Genomic DNA, 25,453 nt, shown 5'->3' with positions numbered 1-25,453 from the left:
GATGGAAAGCTTCTTCCACACCCTCAAGACCGAACTGATCCATCACCGTCAATATGAGACCCGCAATGAAGCCGAGCGCGACATCTTCGCTTACGTCGAAGGCTTCTACAATCAGACCCGAAGACACTCGGCCATCGGCTATATCAGCCCGGTCGAGATGGAGCTAAAATCGGCTTGATCCATGTCCACTTTTTTGGGGGAAGATCATCTCCTCGAAGGAGCGCATCGGGTTTTACGAAGCGCTGGACGCTTCCACCCGACATCCAAGCGCCGCGCAAACGGGTTCGTCGATCGATCGCCCAGCCAGTTCTGCCGCAGCAGCGTCCGCAGCCGGCCTCCGGAAACCTGCCAAAGTCATTTGACTATGGCCCCCTGATCGACGAAAAGCCGGCCATGGCCAAAAAACCCGGAACCAATCCCAAGGGCGAATTCGCCTTTTTCAACGTCTTCTATGAAGACGGCTCCCAACGCTCCAACCGGCGCGTGCCCGCCGAATTGCTCGGCGGCCTCGACGGCGACGAGCCGGCCCGCGCCTTCATCATGGAGCAGGACCGCGAGATCGCCGAAAAATCCGGCCGCCCGGCGCTGGAGATCAAGAACCTCGAGCGGGTCGGCGCGAAGAAGAAATAGGCCGATCCAGGCAGGCGCTCACCAGCGCCCGGCCCGCCTGTTCCAGGCAAACAGCAGATCGGCAAACCGGTCATAGAAGAACCGGGTGAACGGCAGCGCCACGCGATTGCCGAACAACCCCGCAAGCCACCCCTCTCCCGGCGTCAGCCTCCACAGCGCAATCGCGACATCCGCGCCGACGATAAGTCGGCCGGCCTCATCGGTCGCATGCAGGCGGCGCCTGATATCGTCGAGCGTGGCGCCAAAGTGCGCCAGCGCATCGGGCTGCTCGTTGATATCCCTGAATTCGATCGTGCCCGCGCGCACCAACGCGAGCAGCTTGTTGCGCTGCCAGTCGATGCCGGCATCGCAGACAGGGCAGCGGGTGTTGTACCAGACGGTGAGGTGAGCCGGCATCATCGAAGCATAAATGTCGATCTGCGCCACGTCGAGGCAGCAGCCATCCATTCGGCATTGCAAGATCGATGCACCTTTCTCATCGGAAGTATAATCCGATAGAAAGCTGATGAGGCTCTTTGGCTGAACGCGGTCGAAGTAGGCGCGAACGAAAACGGCGGGCTTTCGCCCGCCGTTATTGTCTCAACAACCGCCAAGTCGCGGCGCTTGAACTAGTTATCCAAGAAGCTCCGCAGCTTCCGCGACCGCGACGGATGCTTCAACTTCCGCAGCGCCTTCGCCTCGATCTGACGAATACGCTCGCGGGTCACGCTGAACTGCTGGCCGACTTCTTCCAGCGTGTGGTCGGTGTTCATGCCGATGCCGAAGCGCATGCGCAGCACGCGCTCTTCGCGCGGGGTGAGCGAGGCCAGCACGCGCGTGGTGGTCTCGCGCAGGTTCGACTGGATCGCGGCGTCGATCGGCAGGATCGCGTTTTTGTCCTCGATGAAATCGCCGAGGTGCGAATCCTCTTCGTCACCGACGGGCGTCTCCAGCGACAACGGCTCCTTGGCGATCTTGAGGACTTTTCGCACTTTCTCCAGCGGCATGCCGAGCTTTTCGGCCAATTCCTCAGGAGTCGGCTCGCGGCCGATCTCGTTGAGCATCTGGCGCGAGGTGCGCACGATCTTGTTGATCGTCTCGATCATGTGCACGGGAATGCGGATGGTGCGCGCCTGGTCGGCGATCGAGCGGGTGATCGCCTGCCGGATCCACCACGTGGCGTAGGTCGAGAACTTGTAGCCGCGGCGGTACTCGAACTTGTCGACCGCCTTCATCAGGCCGATGTTGCCTTCCTGGATCAGGTCGAGGAACTGCAGGCCGCGGTTGGTGTATTTCTTGGCGATCGAGATCACGAGACGGAGGTTGGCTTCCACCATCTCCTTCTTGGCCTGGCGGGCTTCGCGCTCGCCCTTCTGCACCGAGTGCACGATCTTGCGGAACTCGATGATCTCCAAGCCGGTCAGGGCCGCGAGCTGATGCACCTCGTGGCGAAGGTCCTTGATGCGGTCCTTCTCGTGATGGACGAAGTTCTTCCAGCCCTTGGCCGACAGCTTCGAGACACGGTTGAGCCACCGCGGATCGAGCTCCGAGCCGGTGTAGTTGCGCAGGAAGTCCTCGCGCGCGACGCCGTGGCTGTCGGCGAGGCGCATCAGGCGGCCCTCATGCGAGACGAGGCGCTTGTTGATGTCGTAGAGCTGCTCGACCAGTGAGTCGATACGCGCCTGGTTGAGGCGCAGCGACTTCACCTCGACGATGATCTCGTCCTTGAGCTTGCGGTACTTGCGCTCCTGGTGCGGCGACAGCGAGGGGCCGTGCGAGGTGCTCTCGAGCTGGTTCTGGATGTCCTGCTCTTGCAGCTTGCGCAGCTTCTTGTAGCTGTCGGCGATCTTGTCGAAGATCTCGACGACCTTCGGTTTGAGCTCGGCCTCGATCGCCGCAAGCGACATCTGGTTCTCGAACTCGTCGTCCTCGTCCATGTCGGCTTCGGCGGCGGACTCCGCCGGATCCTTCGCGGCTTCGCCGGCATTGCCGGGCACAGGCGCGGCGCGGAACGGGGTCGGCGACGGCGGTGCGGCGGGCGGCGCGACATGCGCGGGCGCGGCGCCGGTGACCTGGCCGCCTTCGGCCGGCGCTTCACCGGTCTCACCGTTGGGACCCGCGATCATCGCATTGTTCATGCCGGCCTTGGCGTCGGGCCCGGCATAGGTGGCTTCGAGATCGATGATGTCGCGAAGGAAGATTTTTCCTTCGTTGAGCTCGTCGCGCCAGATGATGATGGCCTGGAAGGTCAGCGGGCTTTCGCACAGCCCTGCGATCATCGCCTCGCGGCCGGCCTCGATGCGCTTCGCAATCGCGATTTCGCCTTCGCGCGACAGCAGCTCGACGGTGCCCATCTCGCGCAGATACATGCGCACGGGATCGTCGGTGCGCTCGCCCGGCTCGCTCTTCTTGACCTCGGTGACGGCCTTCTGGGTGACTTCGACCAGCTCGTTGTCGGTCTCGTCCTCGCCGCTCTCGTCCTTGTCTTCCTCGCCTTCGCTATCGTCGGCTTCGGTGACGTTGATGCCCATGTCCGAGAGCATGGACATGATGTCCTCGATCTGCTCGGGCGAGGTCTGGTCGGACGGCAAAACTTCGTTGAGCTGATCGAAGGTCACGAAGCCGCGCTTCTTGGCCTGCTTGATCATCTTCTTCACGGCCGCGTCGGACAGATCGAGCAACGGCGAGGGCGCGTCCTGGGAGTCCTTCTCCGGCGCGTCCGCTGCCTTGTCGTCTTTTTCCTTGTCCTTCGCCTGCAGCGTCTTTGCCTTGGTGGCCATCCATTGCTCCTAAACGCGTTTCACACAGACGTTCGCCGCGCCCGCGTGAAATCACTTGAACCTGTTGCTCGATGCTCTCGCTTCGTCAGATCTCGACACGAAAAGGGCGGCGCGGACCTCTTGTCGCCACCCCCGACCTTTCACTCGCCGGATTTGCCTAACGCTTCGTAGAGCCTCTTTGTCGCAGCGGATGCAGGTGTAGTGCCAACAGCAATTGCGCGGATTCATTCCTGACGCGTCTGTTCTGCCTGCGGCCGCCTGGTGGCCAAAGTGCTACAAGACCGTTAAGCCTCGATTAACCCTGTTTTTGCCGCCAAACCTCGGATTTGGCGAGTCTTTTAGCGGTTCCGGTCCCGGCCGTCCGCATGATTCTTTCATCACACGCTCTTCTGGAACCGGCCCGACAGCTCGCCAAAACCCTCGATCAGGGCCTCGGTGCCGTCGACTTCGCCTATCCGAGCCTTGACGTCGCGCAGCCACGCCATGTTGGCCTCGCTGGGATCTTCCCCCAAGGCCAGCTCGGCGTCTTTCAGCTCTCTAAGTAGTGAATGGTACTGCCGATGCAAGGCGACCAGCTGATGCCACGTGGACAGAACGTCGTCCCGTGCCGCGCCCTCGCGGGCGCCCCACACCGCCGCCGTCGTGATGCCGCCCTCAACCCGTTGAAGAGCCTGCGAAAATCCGCCCTTCTCGAGGTCGCTGCGCATTTTCTCGGCGAGCTCGCCAGGGTCCGGCGAATGGTGATGGTCGTTGGCAAAAGCGGCGATGATGCCGGCCCGGAGCTTATGGACCTCGGGATGGGCGAGCTCCAGGGCGGCGACCTCCTCGAGGTGATCGTGCAGCAGCCAGGGGTGGTTGATCAGGATTTGCAGGATCAGGGCCTCGCGGCGGGAGATGGCGCTGCGCTGGCCGCGCATGATCGGGCTTGCCGCGAGCTGCGCGCTCGCCGCTTGGTAGGGCCCGGAGGGCAGCTGGATCGGACCGGGCGGGCCGCGGCGGCCACCAAATCCCTGACCGCCGAATCGATTCGCGCCTCCCCCACCGCGGGGCTGGAACTGACGACCGGCCGAGCCAGGGCGGAAATTGCCACGGCCGCCGCCAAAGCCGCCGCGTCCGCCTTCGGGGGCAAAGGCGCGCTGAAGCCGCTCGGCAAGATCCTGCCGATAATAGCGCCGCACTACTTCGTCGCGGATGCCGTTGGAAAGCTCCTTGATGCGGGCCTCCAGCGCGGCGCGGCGCTCGGGCGTGGCAAAATTGCCGCCTTCGAGCTCGCGCGACCAGATCATCTCGGCGAGCGGACGCGCCGCCGCGATCACCTCCTCGATCGCGCCGCGACCGCCGGAGCGCACGAGATCGTCGGGGTCCTGCCCTTCCGGCAGCAGCGCAAAACGAAGACTCTTGCCCGGTGCGAGGAAGGGCAAGGCGAGGTCCGCGGCACGATAAGCCGCCTTCTGGCCGGCGCGGTCGCCGTCGAAGCAGAGGATCGGCTCGTCCGCCATCTTCCAGAGCAGCGCGAGCTGGTTCTCGGTGAGCGCGGTGCCGAGCGGCGCCACGCTGCCGGCAAAGCCCGCGGTGACCATGGCGATGACGTCGACATAGCCTTCGACCACGACGAGAGCGCTGCCGTCATGGGTGGCTTTGCGCGCGGTCTGGTGGTTGTAGAGATTGTCGCCCTTGTGAAAGAGCGGCGTCTCCGGCGAGTTCAGGTACTTGGCCGGAACGTCCTTCTCCAGCGCGCGCCCGCCGAAGGCGATGACGCGGCCGCGCAGATCCGTGATCGGAAACATCACGCGATCGCGGAAGCGATCATAGGGCACCGGGATGTCGTTGCCTGCCACCAGCATGCCGGTCTCGATCATGTCGTCGACGGAGACGCCGAGCTTGCCGAGATGCTCTTTCAGTGCGAAGCGATCGGGCGGCGCATAGCCCAGCCGAAACTGCAATTGCGTCGCCGGCGAGATCGCACGATCGGCGAGATAGCCGCGCGCCTTGGCGCCGACGCGCGAGGCCAGCGTCTCGGCAAAGAACTTCGCCGCGAGATCCATCACGTCGTGCAGCGAGCGGCGCCGCTGCTCCTGACGCGCCGCATCCGGCGTCACCGCCGGCAGCGGAAGGCCCGCCATATTGGCGAGCCGCTCCACGGCCTCCGCGAACGGCAGGCCGTCGGTCTCCATCACGAAGCTGATGATGTCGCCGTGCTTGCCCGAGGAGAAGTCGTGGTAAAAACCCTTCTGGTCGTTGACGTAGAAGGACGGCGTCTTTTCCTGCTGGAACGGCGACAGCCCCTTCCACTCGCGCCCCGCCTTCTTCAGCTTGACGCGCTTGCCCACGACTTCGGAGACCGAAAGCCGGGCACGCAGCTCGTCGAGGAATTGGGGCGTGAAGCGCATGGCGGAATGGAACTCTGTCAGCTCGGCCGCGTGAAGCGCCCACCTCAGAAAGGCGAACGCCGGCCTTGCTTCAACGCCTTATTTAATGTTCATGATATGTTCAGTCCATATCCACAGGCTTGATAATCCAAAAATACGATTGTATATATAGAGAAACTGATGCCGGATTTCAGCTCTCTCGCGTCTGCCGGGTTTGAATGGGACGAAGAGAAGAACCGGACTAATCTGATCAAACATGGCATCAGCTTCGACGATGCCAGTCAGGTCTTCTACGAACGTGTCGTCATCAAACGGTCGAATCGCAACGACGAAGAGCGGTGGATCGCGATCGGAAAACTCGACGACCGACTTCTGACAGTGATCTTCACGCGAAGAGACAAAGCGATCCGTATCATTTCAGCGCGACGTCCGAGGCCAGATGAAAAAAGAGCATATCGTGAAGCGTCGATGGGGAGATCGCCGCAAGGGTAATAGTGATTGGGCCCGTGTCGATGCAATGACGGACGAGGAATTGGAAGCCTCGATCGCAAATGATCCCGACTGGGCGGAGTTCAAGGACGTCGACTGGTCGGACGCCGTGCTGGTGATGCCGCCGAGGAAGAAGGCGATCTCCATCCGCCTCGACGAGGACGTGCTCGACTTCTTCAAGCGCGATGGCGAGGGCTATCAGCGGCGCATCAATGCGGTGCTGCGCTCCTTCATGCAGCAGAAGTCGAAGCCGAAGAAGCGGGCTTGATCCGGAGAATATCTTCGGAGGCTCGTGACAGAAGCCTTGAACCCGCCCCGGTTCCACGCTTCCATGGGCCATGTTCAGGACCTTCCGAGGCGGCCAGAGCGGGGGTTGGCGCATCACCTCGATTTCGCCCGTCACGGGCGAGCCCCTCGCCTTCATGCCGGCGCTGTCGGTCACCGACAGCGAGGCCATCGCATTGCCGCTGGTGCCCTCGCGCAATGCCTGGCGGCTGGTCGGTGTCGCGAGCAGCTTGCGCTACACCGAGCGCGGCGAGAAGGAGCAGCTCACTGCCATGCAGGCCGGCCTCGGCCGGCTGGAAGCAACCAGCGCCGCGCTGATCCCGATCCGCAAGTCGCAGGCCTGGTGGGATCTGACCCAGGAAGAACGCCGCAGGATATTTGAAGACAAGTCGCATCACATCGCGAGCAGCCTGCGCTTCCTGCCTGCGATTGCGCGGCAGCTCTATCATTGCCGCGACCTTGGCGGGCCCTTCGATTTCCTAACCTGGTTCGAATTCGCGCCCGCGCACGCCTCGCTGTTCGAGGAGCTGGTCGCGATGCTCCGGCGGACCGAGGAGTGGACCTATGTCGAGCGCGAGGTCGACGTGCGCGCGGTGAAGGAAGTGCTTTCGGCCTAGTGATCGAGGAAGCGGCCGGATTCGATGCGCGGCAGATCGGTGACGGGCCAGTTGTAGATGTAAGTCCAGGCCGGTGCCGTCACCCCGTCCGCGCCTGTCACGTCGACCAGCCGGCGCAGATATTCGGTCGGCTCGGGAAAGCCCTCACCGCAGGCCTCGTACATGTCGAGCTCGCGCAGGAGCTCGTCGGGTACGCGCAGGTGGAAGAGTTCGCCGTGGACGCGGTCGGACGGCACATCGGAGAGCAGCAGCCCCGGATAATGCTTCACCAGAACGAGCCGGCCGCGGCAGGTCGCTTCACTCAGAAAATCCGCGTGCCCGGCAAGCAGCCGCGCCATCGGATGGTCGAAGCCGCGCATCAACGTGCCGTAGACGAAAAGACGATTGGAGATCATGCGGGCTCTATAGCTGCGAATGATGCAGAGCGACAGCGCCACACATTCCATGGTCGTCCTGGCTTTCGCCAGGACGACGGCGGTGAGCGTCTACGAAACTTCGGCTTCCAGCTCCTCGCCGCTGCGTTGCTCGTCCGACACCACCCTGATGGTCACGTCCATGGCATCGAACGCGCCCGCAGCGCCGATATAGACGCCGTGAAGCGGGATCGCCTGGCGCGGATCGCGGGCGACCGCGACGCGGATGAGATCGCGGGTGCCGACGATGCCATTGGTCGGATCGAATTCGATCCAGCCCGCGCTCGGCAGGTAGACCTGGACCCAGGCATGCGTCGAACCACCGCCCACATGGCGGTGCGCGATATCCTCCGGCAGGAAGATGTAGCCGGAGACGAATCGTGCGGCGATGCCGAGATGGCGCAGCGCCTCGATCATGAACAGCGCGTAGTCGCGGCAGGTTCCGCTACCGGACTGCAAGGTGTCGAGCGGATGCTGCGTGCCCAGCTCGTGGCGCTTGCGATACTTGAACCGCTCGCGGATGCCGTGGGTCATGCCGCTGAGGATCTTGAAGGTCGGCGTCGGCGCGTCCTCGTCGAGAAAGCCGCGCGCCCATTCGGCGATCTCGCCGTCGGGATCGGTATATTGCGGCGTGATGTAGTGGACGAGGTCGGGAAATTCCTCGTCGTCATAGGCGAACGGATAGAAATAGGCCGAGTCGTCCGGCGTCAGCGCGAACTCCTCGACCGGATTGTGCTCGACTGTGACGTGCCAGTCGAAGACCAGCGTGTCCGCGCGCTCGTCGAAATTCGCGATCGCGACCGAATTGCCGAACACGTCGTGGATCCAGTGCAGCGACATCGGCTCGGGCGAGATCTCGAGCCTGGAGTCGAGCACGCGCAGATCATGCCCGTCGCTGGGACGCAGCATGATCCTGTGTTCGCCGAACGCCACAGGGCGGGTGTAGCGATATTCGGTCTTGTGATGAATCGTCAGCAGCGGCATCGTCAGGCAATCATGGTGATGTCGGGCGGACCAATCTATAGCAATCCAGCCCGATTTTTCGGGTGACTGCTGTTTCATTAGGCAATCAGGATGGCTTTAGACACAATCGAGGCGACCAATCAACTCCTCAGCAAGGGTGACGTCCCCCCCGTGCACGAGGTGAATGCGCAAGGGACATCGCCTTTTTTGCTCACCTCGGACCACTACGGACGGGTCCTGCCGCGTACGCTTGGCGATCTGGGCGTCGCGGGAGGCGAGCTGACGCGGCACATTGCCTGGGACATCGGCATCGCGGGGGTTGCCGACCGGCTGGCAGAGATGCTGGGCGCACATCTGATCGCCCAGCGCTATTCGCGGCTGGTGATCGACTGCAACCGGCCGCCGGCCGCCATGAGCTCGATCCCCGTGATTTCCGAAGCAACCGCGATCCTGCGCAACGAGGGAATTTCGGAGCAGGAGCGCAAAGCGCGCAGGCGCGAGATTTTCGAGCCCTATCACCGCCGTATCGATGCCGCGATCGACCGCCGCGTGCACGACAAGCGGCCGACGGTGCTGGTGTCGCTGCACAGCTTCACCCCCGTTTACGCCGGCGTCGCGCGTCCCTGGCACATCGGCGCGCTCTACAATCGCGACACCGTGCTGCCGCAGCTGCTGCTCAAACATCTGCGCAGCGAGGGCGATCTCGTCGTCGGCGATAACGAACCCTATGCGGTGAACGACCTCACCGACTACACCATCCCCGTGCATGGCGAAGCCCGCGGCCTCGTCAACACCGGCATCGAGATCCGCCAGGATCTGATCGCCGACCAGTCCGGCCAGCAACAATGGGCCGAGCGGCTGGCGCGGATTTTCGCGGAGATCGAGCTGGAGCTGCGGGCGGCGAGGCTGGTCGATTAGCCCGATGGCGGTTATTTCGCCCTGGTCAGCGCCAGCCAGATGCCGCCGCCGATCATGAAGCCGCCGGAGATGCGCGACATCATGCGGGTGCGGCGAGCCGAGAAGAACTTTCGGGCACGCCCGGCGGCGATGGCGTAGAGCGCGTCCGTCATCACCGCAGTGACCATGAAGGTAGCTCCCAGCAGCGCGACCTGCGGGAAGTGGTCGCGGTTCATGTCCATAAACTGCGGGATGAAGGCGCCGAAGAACACCAGCACTTTCGGGTTCGACAGCAGCACCAGGAAACCTTGCAGGAAGAATCCGCCGCGCGGCGGCGCCGGCGGCTCGTCCACCTTGACGCCCTCGACCGGCGCCCAGATCAGCTTGATGCCGAGCCAGACCAGATAGGCGGCGCCGGCAAAGCGCACCCAGTCGAACCAGTAGCCCATGGTCGCCATCAGCGAGGTCAGGCCGACCGCGACGATACCGATGACGATGGCGAGGCCGGCCTGCGCACCGGCCACATTGGTCAGCGCCGCACGCGTGCCGTGACGCAGCCCGTTGGCGATGACGAGGGTGACGATCGGCCCCGGCAGCAGCGCGAGCGCGATGCAGGCGGCAAGGAAGGCGAGATAGGCTTGCAGAGACATCATGGGGAGGACTCGCTGAGAGCGGTTTGGGACATTAATGCATGACCCTCAGTTTCCGTCCAGCGCAGCCGTCACCCACGTCTTCATCTCCGGCGTCTGCAGGAACACGAGCACCGCGCGCTGCATCACGCCTGTTCCCCCGCTTCCCTGCGCAGCCGCAACGAAGAGATCGCAGCCCCGTGAGACGGCGATGCCGAGCGCGGCGTGACGAGTGTGGTCGGGCCTATCCAGATCATAGCGCCTGGCACGGCCGCGCATCGCTCCAATGCCAACTTCCTCACCCGGCGCGACGGCCGCAAAGCGCGGGCTGATCAGATCTATATCCGCAACACGATCGACCTCGTCGTCATCGGCGACACCGCGGTCACAGCTGCAAAAGCCGCGTTTTGCGCGCAGGTACAGCTCAGTGCCGGCGCAGGCGCCATCGCAACGGAACGCGCGCCCGGACGGCCAGCCGTCGCGCGGGAACGGCCAGGCGATCTCGCGCCAGCGCGCCGTCTCTTCGGCGGGTGCCGGCGCAAGCTGATAGGTCGCGACCCCGGACACACCGAGTGCGATCACCATTGCTGCTAACGCTGCCCCACGCCGCATCGTCAGGTCTTCGGCAGACCGGCGACGGCGCGCGCGGATCCGGTCAATTCGAGAATGTGCAGGCCGGTATTGGCGCGATCGACGATGTAGACATATCCGCGGTCGTCGGTCTCGACATTGTTGGTCTGGATCGCGACCTTGCAGCGTTGGCCGCCCTCGATCGGGATGCAGCGCTTGTCGGTCGCGCTCGTGATCGACGGAATGAAGTAGCCGACTTCCTTAGGATGATAGGGGTCGCGGATGTCGAGCGCGCGCACGCCGGCATTGAAGAAGGCGATGAAAGCCATCTTCTTGTAATAGACCGGCGCCATGCTCTCGTTCGCGGAATGCGAACCAAAGCGGCCGCCGCGCTGGCAGAACTGTCCGCTCGCCTCCGGCACGGTGTAGCTCGAGATCATCATCGGCCGCGTCTCGGTGGTGACGTCGGCAAACCAGACCATCTGCCGCGCCTCGCCGCATTCGTTGAGGATCGCCTCGTCGACGATCATGACGATGTCTCGGGTCTTGCCGTCCTTGTCCTCGGCAAATTCCGCAACCGGCATGTCGAGCATCGGAAACGTGGTGTGTGCGCCGTTGAAGGCGGACATCGGCAGGCGCGAAATCTCCGGAAAACGCAGATTGTCCGGCGTCGGCTCCTTCGGCCCGTTCAAGAGCTTGTCGCGATCGACGATCTGCAGGATGCCGCCCTTGTTGGTGCCGTAGCCGAAAAAGACACGATTGCCGTTGGGCCCGGTCGAGATCGGTCCATGCAATTCGGTCGGCACCGGGCCGGTCGAACCGGGCTCCTGACCGGGCAGGCCAAAATCCCTGATCTTCTGTGGATGGGCGGGATCACTGAGATCATAGACCTGCGTCATGCGCCGCGTGCGCCAGTCCGGCGCGCCCGAGACCAGGAAGGCAATGCCGGTGTCGCACTCCCACCAGCTCTTGTGCGTGTCCTTCAGACCGTCAATGCGCGTGATGAGCACCGGGCTTGCGGGATCGGAGACGTTCCAGATCTCATGCGCCTGACCACCGAAAGTGCGCAGCATGTAGACCGCATTGGAATCCCCTTTCGGCAGCGATTTGCCGTCGCAGACCCGCACCATCTGCGCGCCGCCAGATTCATACTTGCCTTCCTGCCCCGGCAGGTGCCGCAGATACTTTGGCTTCGCGGGATCGGTGACGTCGACGATCGAGGTTCCGTTCGGCTCGGCCTGCCCCGTCATCGGATTGACGGGCGCGGGCACATCGTCAGTGCCGCCGTGATGACCGATATAGGCGATCCAGCGGTCGCCCTGGTGATGAATGGTCGGCTGATACGCGCTGCGCGCCTGAAGGTCGCTCACACCGACCAGCTTCATGTTGGAAGCTTCAGGCGGCGCGCCGATGGTCTGCTCCTGTTGTGCCTGTGCCGCGATGCTGCAGGCAGAAACGGCGAGGCCTATCGCAAGCGGGACCCAACGGAACATCAAAGTCCTCCCGGAACCAATCTGTGTTGGCTGAGCGTTGACGCTAGCACAGCCATTTGCTGGCGCCAAAGAGACCATCTTGACAGGCAACCATTTGGTTGCCTATTATCGCCGCCATGGATGAGGTCTTCAAAGCGCTCGCCGATGCGTCACGACGGTCGCTGCTCGACAGGCTTCACACCAGGAACGGCCAGACGCTGAACGAGCTCTGCGAAGGCCTCGCGATGACGCGCCAGGCGGTGACCAAGCACCTTGCCATTCTGGAAGACGCCAATCTGGTCACGACCATCAGGCACGGCCGCGAGAAGCTGCACTATCTCAATCCGGTTCCGATCCATCAGATCGGCGAACGCTGGATCAAGAAATTCGAGCGCGGCAAGCTCGCCGCACTCGGCGAGTTGAAACGCCAGTTGGAGAAGCGTGATGAGTAAGCCGCAATTCGTCTATGTCACCTACATCGAGACCACGCCAACGAGGCTGTGGGAGGCGCTGACATCAAGCGAGTTCAGCAAGCAATACTGGTTCGGCGCCGAGGTCAGATCCGACTGGAAAATCGGCTCCCCTTTCGCGCTGCTGCTGGATGGCGAGACCACGGATTCCGGCGAGATCCTCGAAGCCGATCCGCCGCGGCGGTTGTCCTACAGCTTCAAGCATGAGAAATATGAGGAGCTGCGCAGTGAGCCGATCTCGCGCGTCGTGTTCACCATCGAACCGTTCGGCTCGCTCGTGCGTTTGACGGTGCTGCATGACGGCTTCGTCGAAGGCGGCAAATATCTCGGCGCCGTTTCCAACGGCTGGCCGGCGATCCTGTCCGGTCTCAAGAGCCTGCTGGAAAGCGGCAAAGTGCTGGCCATTCCGCGTGCAGCCCTCAACAAGGGATTCGATGCAAGATGAACCTCGATGAGTTCAAGCCGCTCACCGTCTACACGATTTACATCGCCGCGACGCCGGACAAGGTGTGGGAGGCGCTGACCTCCGCCGAGTTCAGCCGCAAATACTTTTCCGGCTTTGCGGTTGAGATGGAGCCAAGACTCGGCGGCAAATTCATCGTCCGCGCGCCTGACGGGTCGGAACACATCTCGGGTGACGTGTTCGAATACGATCCGCCGACCAAGCTGACGGTGACGTGGAACGTCAACTGGCCCGACCTCGTCGCGAAGCTCGGCACCACGCTTGTCACTTATGAGATCGAACAAGCCGGCGAGGCCGTCCGCCTCACCATGAGCGAACGTCACGACCGTCCGCTCAGCGACGACATCCTCTCCGGCGGCCGCACCGGCTGGCCCGCAATCCTGTCGGGGCTGAAGAGCCTGCTGGAAACGGGCAAGGCGCCGCAGATCAAGATGGCGCCGCCGGTGCAGATGCTGGAAGCGTTGAAGGCGATGGGTATCAAGACGCCGTAGCGGACGAATTCCGCCCCGTCATCGCTTCTTCTTCACCGGAGGCGGATTGATTTCGTCGATCTTGCGACTGCAATCCGCTTCCGAGCCGTGCGGGCCCGAGACAAAGGTCCCGCTGACCTTGATCGCGTACCAGCCCGACTCGACGCCGAGCCGGAGCGCTTCTTCTGTCTTGACGTGCCGTGGGGAGAGAGCTTGCATCGGGTGCTTTCGGTTGGCGTTCGATCTCATGATCGAATCGCGGTGAAACCTTCAGGCGTCTGCGGCACGAGGCTGCCGCGTCCAACTCACCCGCTGGAGCGGGCAATATGCGCGACGACCGCTGTTGCGACGTCGCGATGAGCCGGCTCCGCCGGTGCGAGGGAATGAGGCGCTTCACGTCGCGCGAATAGTCGTGGCGCTGCATAGGCGCAGAAACGACAGATCTTTCGACATTCCCGCACCGTGCGCGCAATCGCCGCAATTAGCTATCGTTTTCTCACCAGTGCCGCACTTTTGAAGTGCCAAATGCCGCGCGCGAGCGAATAAGCCGTCAAAGCCTTGTGATCGGCCGCTTCGTAGCCATGTTGGGAGCTTAGCCAAGGGAAAAACGTATGAAGCTCCGCGTCGGGTTTGAGATGCTGTACGAATTCCCGCAGCCCACGCCCATGATCATGGTATTGGGCACGCACTTCACGCGCGCCTCCGATGTCATCGTGCCCGACCTGGTGACCACCAGACCCTCGGTTCCGATCACTCCCTATCGCGACCTCTTCGGCAATTGGTGCAGCCGCATCGTGGCGCCGGCCGGCGCCTTTCGGCTTGCCGGCGACGGCGTCGTGAGCGACAGCGGCCTGCCCGACCCGGTGTTCCCGAACGCGGCTCAGCACGCCGTCGAGGCGCTGCCGACCGACACGCTCGTCTATCTGCTCGGCAGTCGCTATTGCGAGACCGATCGCCTGTCGGATATCGCATGGAAACTGTTCGAGCACACGCCGCCAGGCTGGGCGCGGGTGCAGGCCATCTGCGATTTCGTTCATCGTCACATCGCTTTCGGCTATGAGCACGCGCGCGCAACCAAGACGGCGCGGGAAGTCTACGACGAAGGCAAGGGCGTGTGCCGCGACTATGCTCATCTTGCCATCGCGTTCTGCCGCTGCATGAACATCCCGGCGCGCTACTGCACCGGCTATCTCAGCGACATCGGCACGCCGAAGCCCTGGGCCGTGGGAGATTTCGCCGGCTGGTTCGAGGCTTATCTCGGCGGAAGCTGGCACATGTTCGATCCCCGCAACAACACGCCGCGGATCGGCCGCGTGCTGATCGCACAAGGACGCGATGCCGCGGACGTCCCGATCACCCAGACCTTCGGTCCGAATAAGCTGCTCAATTTCAAAGTATGGACCGACGAGGTTGCCTGATGACAGACAACAGCGTTGCGCTCAGCGCCGATGAATTTGCGTCCTTGGCCGAGATCGGCAAGGGCAAGGTACAAGGCGAAATTCCGCAAGCGCACGGCGAGCGCCTGACCAACCTCGGTTATGCGATCAGGCGCCTCGGCGAACTCGAACTGACCTCATCCGGCGAGCGTCGGCTGGCATCGGGTGAATAGCTCGCTGCCGTTGCGTTCGGCTTCCTGCTACGCCACCGGCACCACGATCCGCCGATAAAGATGCCAGGTCGCGTGCCCGAGCACGGGCAACGTCACCACCAGCCCCAGAAAATACGGCAGCGCCGAGACGATCAGGACCATCACGATCACCGCGGCCCAGCCAATCATCGGCAGCGGGCTGGCCACGACCGCGCGCACGCTCGTCACCATCGCCGTGACGAAATCGACCTCGCGGTCGAGCAGCAGCGGAAACGACACCACGGTCAGCGAGAACAGGATCAGCGACAGCACCGCGCCAACCGCGTTGCCGATGCCCAGGAACAGCAAGCCCTCGTTCGTGGTCAGCACCACCGTCATGAATTCCTGTAGGCTCGAGAACGAGGCATGCAGGCCAAGCAGCAGCGCGATCAGAAGCCGCACCTGATACATCCAGACCACGAACACGAACAGCGTAACGAAGGCCATCCAGCCGATCTCGCTGCGCGCGCGCACGGCCGACCAGATCGCGCCGAGCGAGACGGGCTCGCCGCGTTCGCGGCGGCGGCTGACTTCATAGAGCCCGATCGCCACGAATGGCCCGAGCAGCGCGAAACCGGCGGCCAGCGGATAGACCAGATAAACCATGCCGAACGCAGTGAAGCACAGCATGATGGCGATGCCGCCGGCGGCGTAGAGCCCACCGAAGCAGAGGCCGTAAAGCGGCAGCGCCTGGAAATCACGCAGGCCTTCGACCAGCGCCTCGGCGATGTCGGTCGCCGCGACGGGACGCACCACCGGATCGACTTTGCCCGAAATGGACATCAGCTACCTCCTCGTTGGCCGGCGCGATCTCCGTCGCGCGCGGATTGACCTTGATCTTAGCGTCCCCGCGGCCAGCGCGCACGCGCGAGTTGGATTGCTGCACGACGGTATCCCGACGCCGCCGGCGCAGACCGAGGAAAGCCGTCGCGCCGGCGGCGGCGCTCCGTTCGGGGAGCTCATCCGTGCTGCACGCGGCTCTGAATCTTTCCCGCCGAGGACTTTTTCGGCCCGTTGCCTATGGACTGAGCGGAGGATGGTGCCGCAAATTGGGTCCTTGAACGAGCACCTGCGATGACCAGAGTGGACCGTCCGACCGATGAGCTTGCGTACCCGGCTACTGATACTCGTCATCGCGGCCATGCTGGTGCCGGCGAGCCTCGTCGGGCTGCGTTTCGTGCAGAACCGGAGCAGTGAGATCAACGCCGCCCTGGCCAATCTGGCGGCGTCGGCCGACGACATTGCCAGCGATCTGAGTGAGAAGATTCAAGGAACCGCGCAGCTTCACTACGGTCTGGCCCGAGCGCGCGACATCGACACGCGCGACAAGGCGGCATGCTCGGCGTTTCTGTCGGACGTGCGCGAGGAATACCCTCAGTTCACGGGAATCCTGACGATCGACCCGGACGGCAGCCTGTTCTGCGACTCGCTGCGGACCAACCGCACCCTCGATCTGAGGGATCGCGCCTATTTCAAGCAGGCCCTGGTCTCGCGCAGCGTCGTGGTTGAGCCGGTATTCGGCCGGCTGACCGGAACATCGGTGCTCCAGATCGCATATCCGGTGCGATCGGAGGCGGGTGCGCTGAAGCTGGTGCTGCTCGCCTCGTTCAACCTGCGCAAATTCGCCGAGTATCACCACAAGCGGCTGCTCGCCGAGAAGGATATCCTGCTCATCGACGGCAAGGGCACCGTTCTTGTCGCCCCCTCGGGAGACGGCTGGACCGCGCCCGTGGGCGCGTCGATTGCGGGATCCGATCTGCTCCGCTTCGCGGCGGCTCCCGATCAAAAGGCATTTCAGGAAGTGACCGATCGCGACGGCCGCACGCAAGTCTGGGCCGTCGCCCACTCACCTTCGATCCGTGATGCCGGCCTCTACATCCTGGTCGGACGCTCCAAGGACGGATTGGTCGCGGCGGCGAATCGCCGGCTCTACGAGGACATGGCGATCCTCGCGGTGGCCTTGCTGCTGCTGCTCGCCGGTGTATGGATCCTCGCGACCGTGAGCGTCGGGCGCCAGGTCGGGCGGCTCGCCAACATGGCGAAGAGACTCGGGCTCGGCGATCTCAGCGCGCGAATTCCTCCTCCCCATCCGCGCGGCGAGCTGGGCGGATTGATGACCCTGCTCAATGGCACCGCCGAGTCGCTTGAGCAGCAACGCGCGGCCATCGCGGACCTCAACCAGAGGCTCAGCCAATCCCAGAAGATGGAGGCCATGGGCCAGCTCACCGGCGGCGTGGCGCATGACTTCAACAACCTCCTCACCGTCATTCTCGGCAATTCGGAGCACCTTGCCGACAGGCTGACGGGAAACAAGGAATTGCACCGGATCGCCGGCGACATCGCGACAGCCGCCGAACGCGGCTCCGACCTGACGCGCAGCCTGCTCGCCTTCGCGCGCAAGCAGCCCCTGAGGCCGCGAGACATTGACATCGGTGAGAAGATTCAAGAGATGGAGCACTTGTTGCGCCGCCCCTTGGGCGAGCACATCGAATGCACCTTCGCGCTCGCACCGGACCTGTGGTTGATCAGCGTCGATCCCGGCCAGCTAACGACTGCGCTGCTCAATCTCGTGCTCAACGCGCGCGATGTCATGCAGTTGGGCGGCAGGCTGACCATCGAGGCGCGCAACGTCTCGCTCGGCGAATCCGACTTGGACATCAATGGCGAACCGCGACCAGGCGACTATGTCATGGTGGCCGTGACCGACACCGGCAGCGGCATGACCGCCGAGGTGGCGAGCCGGGCGTTCGAGCCGTTCTTCACCACGAAGGAGGTCGGCAAGGGGACCGGGCTTGGCCTGAGCATGGTCTACGGGTTTGTGCGGCAGTCCGGCGGATTGGTGCAGATGCAGTCTGCGCCGAGGCAAGGCAGCGCAGTCAGGCTGTTCTTTCCCCGCCTGGCCACGCCGCCAAACGAGGACGCCTCACCCGCCGAAGGGATCGTCGCGCGCGAAGGAAGCGAGACCATTCTCGTCGTCGAGGACAACGACATGGTTCGGACCTATGTCGAAAGCGAGCTGAAGACGCTCGGCTATCGCGTCATCACAGCCGCGAGCGGCCCGGCTGCGCTCGACCTGTTGCACCAGTCCGGGGACATCGACCTGCTGTTCACCGACGTCGTGATGCCCGGCGGCATGTTCGGGCCGGAGCTTGCCAGGCAAGCAATCCAGCTGCGGCCCGGGCTCAAGGTGCTCTTCACCTCCGGCTACAGCCAAAATCCGGTCAAGGCCCCCGACGGGATTGGCGATGCCCGCGTGCTGACCAAGCCGTTCCGGCGGCGAGACCTCGCCGCGATGCTGCGGTCCGCGCTGTCGGCGCCGTCGCGGTGAGATGACGGTGTGCTCTACCCGAGCGCTCGCAGCTCGCGGCGCAGCACCTTTCCGGTGGCAGTCATCGGCAATGTCTCCGCGAATTCCACGAACCGTGGATATTCGTGGGCGGCGAGTTGCACCTTGACGAATTCCTGGATCTGGCGCGCGAGTGCGTCGCCAGCGGCAAAGCCCGGGCGCAGCACGATCCAGGCCTTGATCGATTCAGTGCGGATCGGATCGGGGATGCCGACCACGGCCGCCATCGCCACCGCCGGGTGCTTCATCAGCGTGTGCTCGATCTCGGACGGGCCGACGCGATAGCCGGCGGTGGTGATGACGTCGTCCTCGCGGCTGACGTACCAGAAGTAACCGTCCTGGTCCTGCACGCCGAGATCGCCGGTGAGCAGGAACTCGCCGGCATATTTCTTCGCCGTCGCCTCCGGATTGCGCCAGTATTCGAGCATCGCGCAAGGACAGGGTTGGCGCACGCCGATGATGCCGCGCTGGCCACGTGGCTGCTCCTCGCCTCTGTCGTTGACGATGCGGACGTCGAAACCCGGCGTCGCCTTGCCCATCGAACCGGGGCGGATCGGAAACAGATTCGCGTTGCTGCCGATCACGAGATTGCATTCGGTCTGGCCGAACACCTCATGCGCGTCGACGCCGAAAGTCTCGCGCACCCAGCCGAGCAGCTCGCCGCCAAGGGACTCACCGCCGGTAAAGATGCTGCGCAGCTTGACGCCGGAATGCGTCACGCCGGCCTGCCGCATCAGCTTCAGCGCGGTCGGCGGCAGGAAGACATTGCGCACTCCGAGATCGGCCATCATCTGCATCGCCGCTTGTGGCTCGAACTTTCGTGCGCGGTGGCCGACCAGGGGAATGCCGTGATACCAGAATGCCAACAGGCCGTTGATGAGGCCGCCGATCCAGGCCCAGTCTGCCGGCGTCCACATCAGATCGCCGGGACGAGGCAGGAAGTTGTGGCACATCTCGACATTGGGGAGATGTCCGAGCACGACGCGGTGCGCGTGCAGCGCGCCCTTCGGATTGCCTGTCGTGCCCGAGGTGTAGATGATCAGCGCGGGATCGTCCGCAGACGTGTCCACCAGCGTGAAGTCGGGCGATGCCGCCTTGACCGAATTCCAGAACGATGTCGTGCCCGCCGGCGTTCGTTCGCCAACGATGTAGACATTCTTCAGCTCCGGCAGACGGTCGCGTATCTTCGAAAGCTTCTCCCAGCCTCCCGCGTCGGTGACGATCGCCTTGGCCTGCGAGTTCGACAGACGGAATTCCAGCGCGTCTTCGCCGAACAGCGCGAACAGCGGAATGGAGATCATCGCCGAACGGAACGCGGCCATGTGCGCGATCGGCAGCTCCAGCGACTGCGACAGGAACACCGCGACGCGGTCGCCGCGGGCAAGACCATCCGCCTTCAGCACATTGGCGAAGCGGCGCGACATCTCCGCGACCTCGTCGAAGGATGTGCGCGTGACGGCGCCGTTCTCGTCGACATAGACCAGCGCCAGCCGGCCGGTGCCGTCGGCGTGGCGATCGCAGCAGGCCTCCGCCAGGTTGAAGCGCGCCGGGATCTCCCAGCGGAAATTGCTGTAGAGTTCGTCGTAGGTGCTGGCTTCGGTGAGCATGGTCGTTTCCCGGCCGCGTCATCATGGCCGGACTTGTTCCGGCCATCCACGTTCTTGTTTGGCCCCAGTTTAAGGGCGTGGATGCCCGGGACAAGCCCGGGCATGACGGCTGTGGCTACCGCACCGTCCGGAAGAATTTCCTGACCTCGCCGACATACAGCTCCGGCTGCTCGAACGCGGCGAAATGCCCGCCCTTCTCCATCTCGCTCCAATGCGTGATGTTGTGGAAGTTCGGCTCCATCCAGCGCCGCACCGGCGTGATGATCTCCTTGGGGAAGACAGCCACGCCCGTCGGCACCTTGACGATCGGCGTGGTCCGGCGCTTGCCGAAGCTTTCCCAATAGAGCCGCGCAGACGAGGTCGCCGTCTCCGTCGCCCAGTAGAGCATGACGTTGTCGAGCAGCTCGTCCTTGGTGAAGATGTTTTCGGGATGACCGTTGCAATCGGTCCAGGCCCAGAATTTTTCCAGAATCCAGGCCGCCTGCCCGCTCGGCGAATCCGTCAGACCATAGCCGAGTGTCTGCGGCCGCGTCGATTGCTGCTTCGAATAGCCGGAGTCGAGGTCGACGTAATGCTTGAGGCCGGCGAGCGCGCGCTTCTCTTCCGGTGTCGGTTCGCCCTCGACTTTCGGCGCGGCGTTGAAGGCGAGCGTGATGTGGATGGCGGCGCAATGCTCGGCGTCCTGCATGCCAAGCGAGGTCGTCACCGCCGAGCCCCAGTCGCCGCCCTGCGCGCCATAACGCGCGTAGCCGAGCCGGTCCATCAGCCTGGCCCAGGTCGCGGCGATACGATCGACGCCCCAGCCGGTGGTGTTCGGCTTGCCCGAGAACCCAAAGCCCGGCAGCGACGGACAGACGACGTGGAAGGCATCGGCGGGGTTGCCGCCATGCGCGACAGGATCGACCAGCGGCGCGATTACCTTCTGGAATTCGACGATCGAGCCGGGCCAACCATGAGTGATGATCAGCGGCAGCGCCGTCGGCTCCTTCGAGGGCGCATGCAGGAAGTGGATGTCGAGCCCGTCGATCTCGGTGGTGAACTGCTCGAAGCGGTTGAGCTGGGCCTCACGCGCGCGCCAGTCGTAGCCGTCGGCCCAATAGGTGCAGATCTCCTGGATCCATGTCAGCGGCGCACCCTGGCTCCAGTCGTCGACCAGCTCCGCCTCCGGCCAGCGCGTGCGAGCGAGGCGCGACTTGAGGTCGGTGAGGATATCGTCGCTGATGGCGATGCGAAACGGCTTGATGGCGGTCATCGGTTGCCTCCCCATTTTTTCTTGTCATTCCGGGGCGTGCGGAGCACGAGCCCGGAATCCATCGATCAACAGAGTCGGCGGCGCGATGGATTCTCAGATGCGCAATTGCGCATCATAGCTCGGCGCTATGCGTCGCCCCGGAATGACGGCCTAGCCCGTCAGAGCAGCCTTCACCAAACCGGACGCCTTGCCGAAATCCATCTGGCCGGCATACTTCGTCTTCAACACGGCAATCACCTTGCCCATGTCCTTCATGCCGGCGGCGCCGGTCTCGGCGATCGCGTCCGCGATCGCCTTCTTGACGTCGTCGTCCGACATCTGCTTCGGCAAGTAAGCCGAGATCACCGCGATCTCGTCGCGCTCCTGCGCGGCGAGTTCGGCACGGCCGCCCTTCTCGTAGAGCTCGACCGACTCCTGGCGCTGCTTGATCATCTTCTGAAACACGCCGAGCAGGTCCGCGTCCGAGAGCGGCGGCTTGCCGCTGCCGCGCGCCTCGATGTCGGCGTTCTTGATGGTCGAGTTGACCATACGTAGCGTGGACAGCTTGCGCTCTTCCTTGGCCTTCATGGCCTCCTTGACCGCATTGTTGATGTCGTCGCGCAGCATGGTCGTGCTCCCCTAGAATATCCGACGCCTGATCTAGGCCGTTCGCGGCCCTGAGACAACGGGGGTTTCCAGCCATTCGACCAGCGTCCGCACCGTCGCCGCAGGCTGCTCCGGCTGCGGCAGGTGTCCGCAATTCTCCAGAACGACGAGCCTTGCGCCGGCAATGCCCTCCGCCATCTCCTTCGAGAATGCGTTGGGAATCGCGTTGTCCGCATCTCCCGTCAGCACCAATGTCGGGCATTTGATCGTCGCAAGCGTCGGCCGCGAATCCACCCGCGCGATGATCGCGGTTTGCTGTCGCAGATAGCCTTCGACGCCGACGTCCTCGCCCTGCTCGTGTACGAGCTGGCGAATGCCGGAATCGTCGCGGCGCGAGGGATGCACCAGTTCGGGAAACACCTCTTCGCGCGCGGCACGCAGCTCGCCGCGCCTGGCCCGCTCCATCAGGCCGCGGCGGCGCGCGGTCGCCTCCTCCGTGTCGGGCCGCGCCTGGGTGTTGATCAGCGCCAGCTTCGTCACCCGCTCGGGCGCCTGGCGCATGATCTCGAGGGCGATGTAGCCGCCCATGGAATGGCCGGCGAGCGCGAAGCGCGGCGGCGCCTCGCTCAGCACCCGCCGGGCGATTGCCGCCATGCTGTTGTCGCGAACATGGTTGGCGACCATCACCGGGCCGAACCGCCAGAGCGCCGGGATCACCGGCGCATAGATCCGGGACGAGGAGGCTAATCCCGGAACCAGCAGAATCGGCATCGTCTGGTCCATTATTGCCTCCCAAGCCCCGGAATTTGCCGGAAATTATGCCGCGGAGCTTAGGGGCCCAAGGCGACCTGTCAAATATGCAAAAACGCATGTGAATCCGCGCTTCTCCGCTTTGACGGCAGCGCCCGCGGGGACTATGAACCGGGCTTATGACACAATCCGAAAACGGTACCGCCTGGCCGGACCACAAACCGACCGCGCTGTTGGTGCTTGCCGACGGCACAGTGCTGGAAGGCTTTGGCCTCGGCGCCGAAGGCCAAGCCGTCGGTGAGGTCTGCTTCAACACCGCGATGACCGGCTATGAGGAGATCCTCACCGATCCCTCCTATGCCGGCCAGCTCATCACCTTCACCTTCCCGCATATCGGCAATGTCGGCACCAACGACGACGACATCGAGACGGTGAACATGGCCGCGACACCAGGCGCGCGCGGCGTGATCCTGCGCACCGCGATCACCGATCCCTCGAACTACCGCGCCACCAAGCATCTCGACCAGTGGCTGAAGGCCCGCGGCATCATCGGCCTCTCCGGCATCGACACCCGCGCGCTGACCGCACTGATCCGCAACAAGGGCATGCCCAACGCCGTGATCGCGCACGCCAAAGACGGCGAGTTCGACCTGCACGGCCTGAAGGAAGAAGCGCGCGAATGGCCGGGCCTCGAGGGCATGGACCTCGTGCCGATGGTCACCTCCGGCCAGCGCTTCACCTGGGACGAGACGCCCTGGCTCTGGGAGAAGGGCTTTGGCCGTCAGGACAAGCCTGAGTTCAACGTCGTCGCCATCGACTACGGCATCAAGCGCAACATTCTGCGCCTGCTCGCCGGCGTCGGCTGCAAGGTCACGGTGGTGCCGGCAACGACGTCATCCGAGGATATCCTGGCGATGAAGCCGGATGGCGTGTTCCTGTCGAACGGTCCCGGCGATCCGGCCGCGACCGGCAAATATGCCGTGCCCGTGATCCAGGACGTGATCAAGTCCGGCACGCCGACATTCGGAATTTGTCTCGGCCATCAGATGCTCGGCCTCGCCGTCGGCGCCAAGACGAAGAAGATGCACCAGGGCCATCACGGCGCCAATCATCCCGTCAAGGACGAGACCACCGGCAAGGTCGAGATCACTTCGATGAACCACGGCTTTGCCGTGGACGAGAGCACCCTGCCGACGGGCGCGACGCAGACCCACATCTCGCTGTTCGACGGCTCCAATTGCGGCATCCAGCTCGACGGCAAGCCGGTGTTCTCGGTGCAGTACCACCCCGAGGCCTCACCGGGTCCGCGCGACTCGCACTATCTGTTCCAGCGGTTTGCGGACCTGATGCGGCAGAACAAGAGCGCGTAAGGCGCGCGCTCTCCTGCAACTGCTATGACGACATCGAGCCCGGGTCTTCTCCCGGGCTTTTGTCGTTCCGGGGCGCAGCGCAGCGCGAACCCGGAATGACAGCGGAACGAGGAACGCCGCTCAATTCCTGTCGTTGATCCCTGCTACGCTCACGCAGGAGCCCTTATGTCCGTCGTCCGCGACAATGCCGAGCCGCTCGCCATCGTGTTTGAGGATGACGGGCTCGTGCCGAACAATATCCTCCCCTTCCTGGTCTACCAGGCCGCAGTGAAGCTTGATTCCAGACAGCCGGAAGAGACAATCGAACGCTTGTTCGAAGCGAACGGCTGGGGCAGCACGTGGCGCAATGGCGTCTTCGATTATCTGCATTATCATGCGACGGTGCACGAGGTGCTCGGGGTTGCGCGTGGCAGCGCCCGCGTTCGCTTCGGCGGCGACCACGGCCAGGAGCTGGAGATCAAGGCCGGCGACGTCGCGATCCTGCCCGCCGGCACAGGTCACCAACGCATTAAGGCGAGCGCGGATTTCTGTGTGATCGGCGCCTATCCGCCGGGCGCGAAGATGGAGGTCACCCGCGCAACGCCGGAGAACCACGCCAAGGCGCTGAAGACGATTCCAAAGGTCGCGCTGCCGCCGGCCGATCCGGTGACGGGCAAGAATGGCGCGCTGATGCGGTTGTGGCGGTAGCTACAAAGACGTTGCAGTAGGGTGGGTTAGCGAAGCGTAACCCACCTCTTCTGTTTCCGCGGAGGCAGAGGCGGTGGATTACGCCTGCGGCTAATCCACCCTACGACCTATCCTACGCCTCGTTCGCACCTTCCTGTCTCGTGGCTTCGAACAGGAACCAGGTGCGGCGCTCGGTCTCGTCGATGAAGTTTTCGAGGATGCTGGCGCTGGCGACGTCACCGGCGTCGTCGCAGACCTCGTGTGCCTTGCGCATTGCCGCGGCGACATGCTTGTTGTCCTGCATCAGCTCGCGCAGCATCTCGCGCGGCGGGACATAATCTTCGTTGTTGTCCTTGATGGTCTGGAGCTTGGCGATCTGCCCGATCGATTTCAGCGTGGTACCGCCGATCTTGCGGACGCGCTCGGCGAGTTGGTCGGTGGTGGCGAAAATCTGGTCGGACTGTTCGTCGAGCAGCAAATGATAGTCGCGGAAATGCCGGCCGCTGATATGCCAGTGGAAATTCTTGGTCTTCAGATACAGCGCGAACGCATCGGCCAGAAGCACGTTGAGCGCCTCCGAAACCTTGTTGACCGCCTGGGACGACAGATCGGTGGGTGTGTCGAGGTCGGGCGAGACCTTTTGTGGGGCTTTGCTCACGGGAAACCTTCCTGTTAGGACGCGGACATTGACGGCGCGCCGCCGCACCCCTAACGCAGGCGGGCAGCGCCGGTTCCTGCATCGGAACCGTTTGGC

The 25,453-nt window shown here is 63.7% G+C and carries 29 protein-coding genes; 14 read left to right on the top strand and 15 right to left on the bottom strand.

Features of this window, described 5'->3' with window-relative positions:
* Positions 1-178: IS3 family transposase (locus FXB41_RS26040; protein WP_219683741.1), on the top strand; the 178-nt coding region annotated here is incomplete at its 5' end.
* A gap of 215 nt (positions 179-393) precedes the next feature.
* Positions 394-630, top strand: coding sequence for a hypothetical protein (locus tag FXB41_RS26035; protein WP_007596614.1), 237 nt, complete (start codon positions 394-396; stop codon positions 628-630).
* Positions 631-648: 18 nt separating this feature from the next.
* On the opposite strand, the gene FXB41_RS26030 is transcribed toward FXB41_RS26035, so the two are convergent.
* From FXB41_RS26030 to dnaG, 3 genes are all read right to left on the bottom strand, one after another.
* Entirely contained in the window at positions 649-1,029 is a 381-nt protein-coding gene (locus FXB41_RS26030) for a thiol-disulfide oxidoreductase DCC family protein (protein ID WP_371261371.1), read from the bottom strand.
* 209 nt (positions 1,030-1,238) lie between these two features.
* Positions 1,239-3,389: an RNA polymerase sigma factor RpoD gene (gene rpoD / locus FXB41_RS26025; RefSeq protein ID WP_007596618.1), complete on the bottom strand. Its 2,151-nt coding sequence runs from the start codon at positions 3,387-3,389 to the stop codon at positions 1,239-1,241.
* Positions 3,390-3,766: 377 nt separating this feature from the next.
* Positions 3,767-5,779 carry a DNA primase gene (gene dnaG, locus FXB41_RS26020; protein ID WP_219683737.1) on the bottom strand — a complete coding sequence of 671 codons (2,013 nt, stop codon included), beginning with the start codon at positions 5,777-5,779 and terminating at the stop codon, positions 3,767-3,769.
* Positions 5,780-5,938: 159 nt separating this feature from the next.
* Between dnaG and FXB41_RS26015 the strand changes: the two genes are divergently transcribed.
* From FXB41_RS26015 to FXB41_RS26005, 3 genes are all read left to right on the top strand, one after another.
* Complete coding sequence (locus FXB41_RS26015; protein WP_007596621.1) at positions 5,939-6,250, top strand: BrnT family toxin; 312 nt, start codon at positions 5,939-5,941, stop codon at positions 6,248-6,250.
* A gap of 25 nt (positions 6,251-6,275) precedes the next feature.
* Positions 6,276-6,515, top strand: a complete 240-nt coding sequence (locus FXB41_RS26010; RefSeq protein WP_245285940.1) for a BrnA antitoxin family protein — start codon at positions 6,276-6,278, stop codon at positions 6,513-6,515.
* A 70-nt stretch (positions 6,516-6,585) separates the two neighbouring features.
* Positions 6,586-7,149, top strand: coding sequence for a chlorite dismutase family protein (locus tag FXB41_RS26005; RefSeq protein WP_007596625.1), 564 nt, complete (start codon positions 6,586-6,588; stop codon positions 7,147-7,149).
* On the opposite strand, the gene FXB41_RS26000 is transcribed toward FXB41_RS26005, so the two are convergent.
* Both FXB41_RS26000 and FXB41_RS25995 read right to left on the bottom strand, forming a co-directional pair.
* Positions 7,146-7,544, bottom strand: a complete 399-nt coding sequence (locus tag FXB41_RS26000; RefSeq protein WP_035993593.1) for a gamma-glutamylcyclotransferase family protein — start codon at positions 7,542-7,544, stop codon at positions 7,146-7,148. The genes FXB41_RS26005 and FXB41_RS26000 overlap by 4 nt on opposite strands.
* Before the next feature lie 90 nt (positions 7,545-7,634).
* Positions 7,635-8,546 (bottom strand): transglutaminase family protein, encoded by a 912-nt coding sequence (locus FXB41_RS25995; protein WP_219683736.1) that lies wholly within the window; start codon positions 8,544-8,546, stop codon positions 7,635-7,637.
* A 90-nt stretch (positions 8,547-8,636) separates the two neighbouring features.
* Between FXB41_RS25995 and FXB41_RS25990 the strand changes: the two genes are divergently transcribed.
* On the top strand, positions 8,637-9,443 hold the full coding sequence (locus tag FXB41_RS25990; RefSeq protein ID WP_219683734.1) for an N-formylglutamate amidohydrolase: 807 nt from the start codon (positions 8,637-8,639) through the stop codon (positions 9,441-9,443).
* An 11-nt stretch (positions 9,444-9,454) separates the two neighbouring features.
* Here FXB41_RS25990 and FXB41_RS25985 read toward each other — a convergent pair whose 3' ends face one another.
* Genes FXB41_RS25985 through FXB41_RS25975 form a run of 3 tightly spaced genes read right to left on the bottom strand, consistent with a single transcriptional unit; the run spans position 9,455 to position 12,114 of the window.
* The gene (locus FXB41_RS25985; RefSeq protein WP_007596634.1) at positions 9,455-10,075 is read right to left on the bottom strand and encodes a LysE family translocator; all 621 of its coding nucleotides are present in this window, start codon (positions 10,073-10,075) and stop codon (positions 9,455-9,457) included.
* 45 nt (positions 10,076-10,120) lie between these two features.
* A complete protein-coding gene (locus tag FXB41_RS25980) occupies positions 10,121-10,636 on the bottom strand; it encodes a hypothetical protein (protein WP_007596636.1) in 516 nt (171 codons plus the stop codon).
* Between the two features lie 29 nt (positions 10,637-10,665).
* Positions 10,666-12,114 (bottom strand): LVIVD repeat-containing protein, encoded by a 1,449-nt coding sequence (locus FXB41_RS25975; RefSeq protein ID WP_219683733.1) that lies wholly within the window; start codon positions 12,112-12,114, stop codon positions 10,666-10,668.
* A gap of 116 nt (positions 12,115-12,230) precedes the next feature.
* Here FXB41_RS25975 and FXB41_RS25970 point away from each other — a divergent pair, with 116 nt between their 5' ends.
* Genes FXB41_RS25970 through FXB41_RS25960 form a run of 3 tightly spaced genes read left to right on the top strand, consistent with a single transcriptional unit; the run spans position 12,231 to position 13,517 of the window.
* On the top strand, positions 12,231-12,545 hold the full coding sequence (locus tag FXB41_RS25970) for an ArsR/SmtB family transcription factor (RefSeq protein ID WP_219683740.1): 315 nt from the start codon (positions 12,231-12,233) through the stop codon (positions 12,543-12,545).
* Positions 12,538-13,008 carry an SRPBCC family protein gene (locus FXB41_RS25965; RefSeq protein ID WP_007596642.1) on the top strand — a complete coding sequence of 157 codons (471 nt, stop codon included), beginning with the start codon at positions 12,538-12,540 and terminating at the stop codon, positions 13,006-13,008. Before FXB41_RS25970 ends, FXB41_RS25965 begins: the two co-directional genes overlap by 8 nt.
* Positions 13,005-13,517: an SRPBCC family protein gene (locus tag FXB41_RS25960; RefSeq protein ID WP_219683732.1), complete on the top strand. Its 513-nt coding sequence runs from the start codon at positions 13,005-13,007 to the stop codon at positions 13,515-13,517. The genes FXB41_RS25965 and FXB41_RS25960 overlap by 4 nt, the downstream gene beginning before the upstream one ends.
* Positions 13,518-13,535: 18 nt before the next feature.
* Here FXB41_RS25960 and FXB41_RS25955 read toward each other — a convergent pair whose 3' ends face one another.
* Positions 13,536-13,715, bottom strand: a complete 180-nt coding sequence (locus FXB41_RS25955) for a hypothetical protein (protein WP_035995268.1) — start codon at positions 13,713-13,715, stop codon at positions 13,536-13,538.
* A 392-nt stretch (positions 13,716-14,107) separates the two neighbouring features.
* On the opposite strand from FXB41_RS25955, the gene FXB41_RS25950 reads away from it, so the two are divergent.
* The gene (locus tag FXB41_RS25950; RefSeq protein WP_219683729.1) at positions 14,108-14,914 is read left to right on the top strand and encodes a transglutaminase-like domain-containing protein; all 807 of its coding nucleotides are present in this window, start codon (positions 14,108-14,110) and stop codon (positions 14,912-14,914) included.
* Entirely contained in the window at positions 14,914-15,105 is a 192-nt protein-coding gene (locus tag FXB41_RS25945; protein ID WP_219683727.1) for a hypothetical protein, read from the top strand. The genes FXB41_RS25950 and FXB41_RS25945 overlap by 1 nt, the downstream gene beginning before the upstream one ends.
* A 27-nt stretch (positions 15,106-15,132) precedes the next feature.
* Here FXB41_RS25945 and FXB41_RS25940 read toward each other — a convergent pair whose 3' ends face one another.
* Positions 15,133-15,906 (bottom strand): DUF2189 domain-containing protein, encoded by a 774-nt coding sequence (locus FXB41_RS25940; RefSeq protein ID WP_007596654.1) that lies wholly within the window; start codon positions 15,904-15,906, stop codon positions 15,133-15,135.
* A gap of 316 nt (positions 15,907-16,222) precedes the next feature.
* Between FXB41_RS25940 and FXB41_RS25935 the strand changes: the two genes are divergently transcribed.
* Positions 16,223-18,451: an ATP-binding protein gene (locus tag FXB41_RS25935; protein WP_007596656.1), complete on the top strand. Its 2,229-nt coding sequence runs from the start codon at positions 16,223-16,225 to the stop codon at positions 18,449-18,451.
* A gap of 14 nt (positions 18,452-18,465) precedes the next feature.
* On the opposite strand, the gene FXB41_RS25930 is transcribed toward FXB41_RS25935, so the two are convergent.
* The 4 genes from FXB41_RS25930 to FXB41_RS25915 form a co-directional block, all read right to left on the bottom strand.
* The gene (locus FXB41_RS25930) at positions 18,466-20,076 is read right to left on the bottom strand and encodes an acyl-CoA synthetase (RefSeq protein ID WP_219683726.1); all 1,611 of its coding nucleotides are present in this window, start codon (positions 20,074-20,076) and stop codon (positions 18,466-18,468) included.
* 115 nt (positions 20,077-20,191) lie between these two features.
* On the bottom strand, positions 20,192-21,328 hold the full coding sequence (locus FXB41_RS25925) for an epoxide hydrolase family protein (protein WP_219683723.1): 1,137 nt from the start codon (positions 21,326-21,328) through the stop codon (positions 20,192-20,194).
* 150 nt (positions 21,329-21,478) lie between these two features.
* A complete protein-coding gene (locus tag FXB41_RS25920; protein WP_219683722.1) occupies positions 21,479-21,934 on the bottom strand; it encodes a GatB/YqeY domain-containing protein in 456 nt (151 codons plus the stop codon).
* A gap of 33 nt (positions 21,935-21,967) precedes the next feature.
* A complete protein-coding gene (locus tag FXB41_RS25915; RefSeq protein ID WP_219683720.1) occupies positions 21,968-22,696 on the bottom strand; it encodes an alpha/beta fold hydrolase in 729 nt (242 codons plus the stop codon).
* 146 nt (positions 22,697-22,842) lie between these two features.
* Here FXB41_RS25915 and carA point away from each other — a divergent pair, with 146 nt between their 5' ends.
* On the top strand, positions 22,843-24,033 hold the full coding sequence (gene carA, locus FXB41_RS25910; protein WP_219683718.1) for a glutamine-hydrolyzing carbamoyl-phosphate synthase small subunit: 1,191 nt from the start codon (positions 22,843-22,845) through the stop codon (positions 24,031-24,033).
* Positions 24,034-24,198: 165 nt separating this feature from the next.
* Positions 24,199-24,720, top strand: a complete 522-nt coding sequence (locus FXB41_RS25905) for a hypothetical protein (RefSeq protein ID WP_007596665.1) — start codon at positions 24,199-24,201, stop codon at positions 24,718-24,720.
* Positions 24,721-24,832: 112 nt separating this feature from the next.
* Here the strand turns inward: FXB41_RS25905 and FXB41_RS25900 are convergent, their stop codons facing one another.
* Positions 24,833-25,357 carry a Dps family protein gene (locus tag FXB41_RS25900; RefSeq protein WP_007596666.1) on the bottom strand — a complete coding sequence of 175 codons (525 nt, stop codon included), beginning with the start codon at positions 25,355-25,357 and terminating at the stop codon, positions 24,833-24,835.
* Positions 25,358-25,453: the final 96 nt, after the last annotated feature.

The organism is Bradyrhizobium canariense (genome assembly GCF_019402665.1).
Classification (GTDB): domain Bacteria; phylum Pseudomonadota; class Alphaproteobacteria; order Rhizobiales; family Xanthobacteraceae; genus Bradyrhizobium; species Bradyrhizobium canariense.
This window is presented reverse-complemented; position numbering and strand designations above follow the sequence as displayed.

Coding starts and splice junctions, on each gene's coding strand:
- FXB41_RS26000 (WP_035993593.1), bottom strand. CDS start 7,544: ATGATCTCCAATCGTCTTTTCGTCTACGGCACGTTGATGCGCGGCTTC.
- FXB41_RS26005 (WP_007596625.1), top strand. CDS start 6,586: ATGTTCAGGACCTTCCGAGGCGGCCAGAGCGGGGGTTGGCGCATCACC.
- FXB41_RS25925 (WP_219683723.1), bottom strand. CDS start 21,328: ATGACCGCCATCAAGCCGTTTCGCATCGCCATCAGCGACGATATCCTC.
- FXB41_RS25990 (WP_219683734.1), top strand. CDS start 8,637: ATGGCTTTAGACACAATCGAGGCGACCAATCAACTCCTCAGCAAGGGT.
- FXB41_RS25915 (WP_219683720.1), bottom strand. CDS start 22,696: ATGGACCAGACGATGCCGATTCTGCTGGTTCCGGGATTAGCCTCCTCG.
- FXB41_RS25995 (WP_219683736.1), bottom strand. CDS start 8,546: ATGCCGCTGCTGACGATTCATCACAAGACCGAATATCGCTACACCCGC.
- FXB41_RS25975 (WP_219683733.1), bottom strand. CDS start 12,114: ATGTTCCGTTGGGTCCCGCTTGCGATAGGCCTCGCCGTTTCTGCCTGC.
- carA (WP_219683718.1), top strand. CDS start 22,843: ATGACACAATCCGAAAACGGTACCGCCTGGCCGGACCACAAACCGACC.
- FXB41_RS25940 (WP_007596654.1), bottom strand. CDS start 15,906: ATGTCCATTTCGGGCAAAGTCGATCCGGTGGTGCGTCCCGTCGCGGCG.
- FXB41_RS26030 (WP_371261371.1), bottom strand. CDS start 1,029: ATGATGCCGGCTCACCTCACCGTCTGGTACAACACCCGCTGCCCTGTC.
- FXB41_RS25945 (WP_219683727.1), top strand. CDS start 14,914: ATGACAGACAACAGCGTTGCGCTCAGCGCCGATGAATTTGCGTCCTTG.
- FXB41_RS25950 (WP_219683729.1), top strand. CDS start 14,108: ATGAAGCTCCGCGTCGGGTTTGAGATGCTGTACGAATTCCCGCAGCCC.
- dnaG (WP_219683737.1), bottom strand. CDS start 5,779: ATGCGCTTCACGCCCCAATTCCTCGACGAGCTGCGTGCCCGGCTTTCG.
- FXB41_RS25970 (WP_219683740.1), top strand. CDS start 12,231: ATGGATGAGGTCTTCAAAGCGCTCGCCGATGCGTCACGACGGTCGCTG.
- FXB41_RS25980 (WP_007596636.1), bottom strand. CDS start 10,636: ATGGTGATCGCACTCGGTGTGTCCGGGGTCGCGACCTATCAGCTTGCG.
- FXB41_RS25935 (WP_007596656.1), top strand. CDS start 16,223: ATGAGCTTGCGTACCCGGCTACTGATACTCGTCATCGCGGCCATGCTG.
- FXB41_RS25920 (WP_219683722.1), bottom strand. CDS start 21,934: ATGCTGCGCGACGACATCAACAATGCGGTCAAGGAGGCCATGAAGGCC.
- FXB41_RS25905 (WP_007596665.1), top strand. CDS start 24,199: ATGTCCGTCGTCCGCGACAATGCCGAGCCGCTCGCCATCGTGTTTGAG.
- rpoD (WP_007596618.1), bottom strand. CDS start 3,389: ATGGCCACCAAGGCAAAGACGCTGCAGGCGAAGGACAAGGAAAAAGAC.
- FXB41_RS26035 (WP_007596614.1), top strand. CDS start 394: ATGGCCAAAAAACCCGGAACCAATCCCAAGGGCGAATTCGCCTTTTTC.
- FXB41_RS25960 (WP_219683732.1), top strand. CDS start 13,005: ATGAACCTCGATGAGTTCAAGCCGCTCACCGTCTACACGATTTACATC.
- FXB41_RS25965 (WP_007596642.1), top strand. CDS start 12,538: ATGAGTAAGCCGCAATTCGTCTATGTCACCTACATCGAGACCACGCCA.
- FXB41_RS25930 (WP_219683726.1), bottom strand. CDS start 20,076: ATGCTCACCGAAGCCAGCACCTACGACGAACTCTACAGCAATTTCCGC.
- FXB41_RS26015 (WP_007596621.1), top strand. CDS start 5,939: ATGCCGGATTTCAGCTCTCTCGCGTCTGCCGGGTTTGAATGGGACGAA.
- FXB41_RS25955 (WP_035995268.1), bottom strand. CDS start 13,715: ATGCAAGCTCTCTCCCCACGGCACGTCAAGACAGAAGAAGCGCTCCGG.
- FXB41_RS26010 (WP_245285940.1), top strand. CDS start 6,276: ATGACGGACGAGGAATTGGAAGCCTCGATCGCAAATGATCCCGACTGG.
- FXB41_RS25985 (WP_007596634.1), bottom strand. CDS start 10,075: ATGATGTCTCTGCAAGCCTATCTCGCCTTCCTTGCCGCCTGCATCGCG.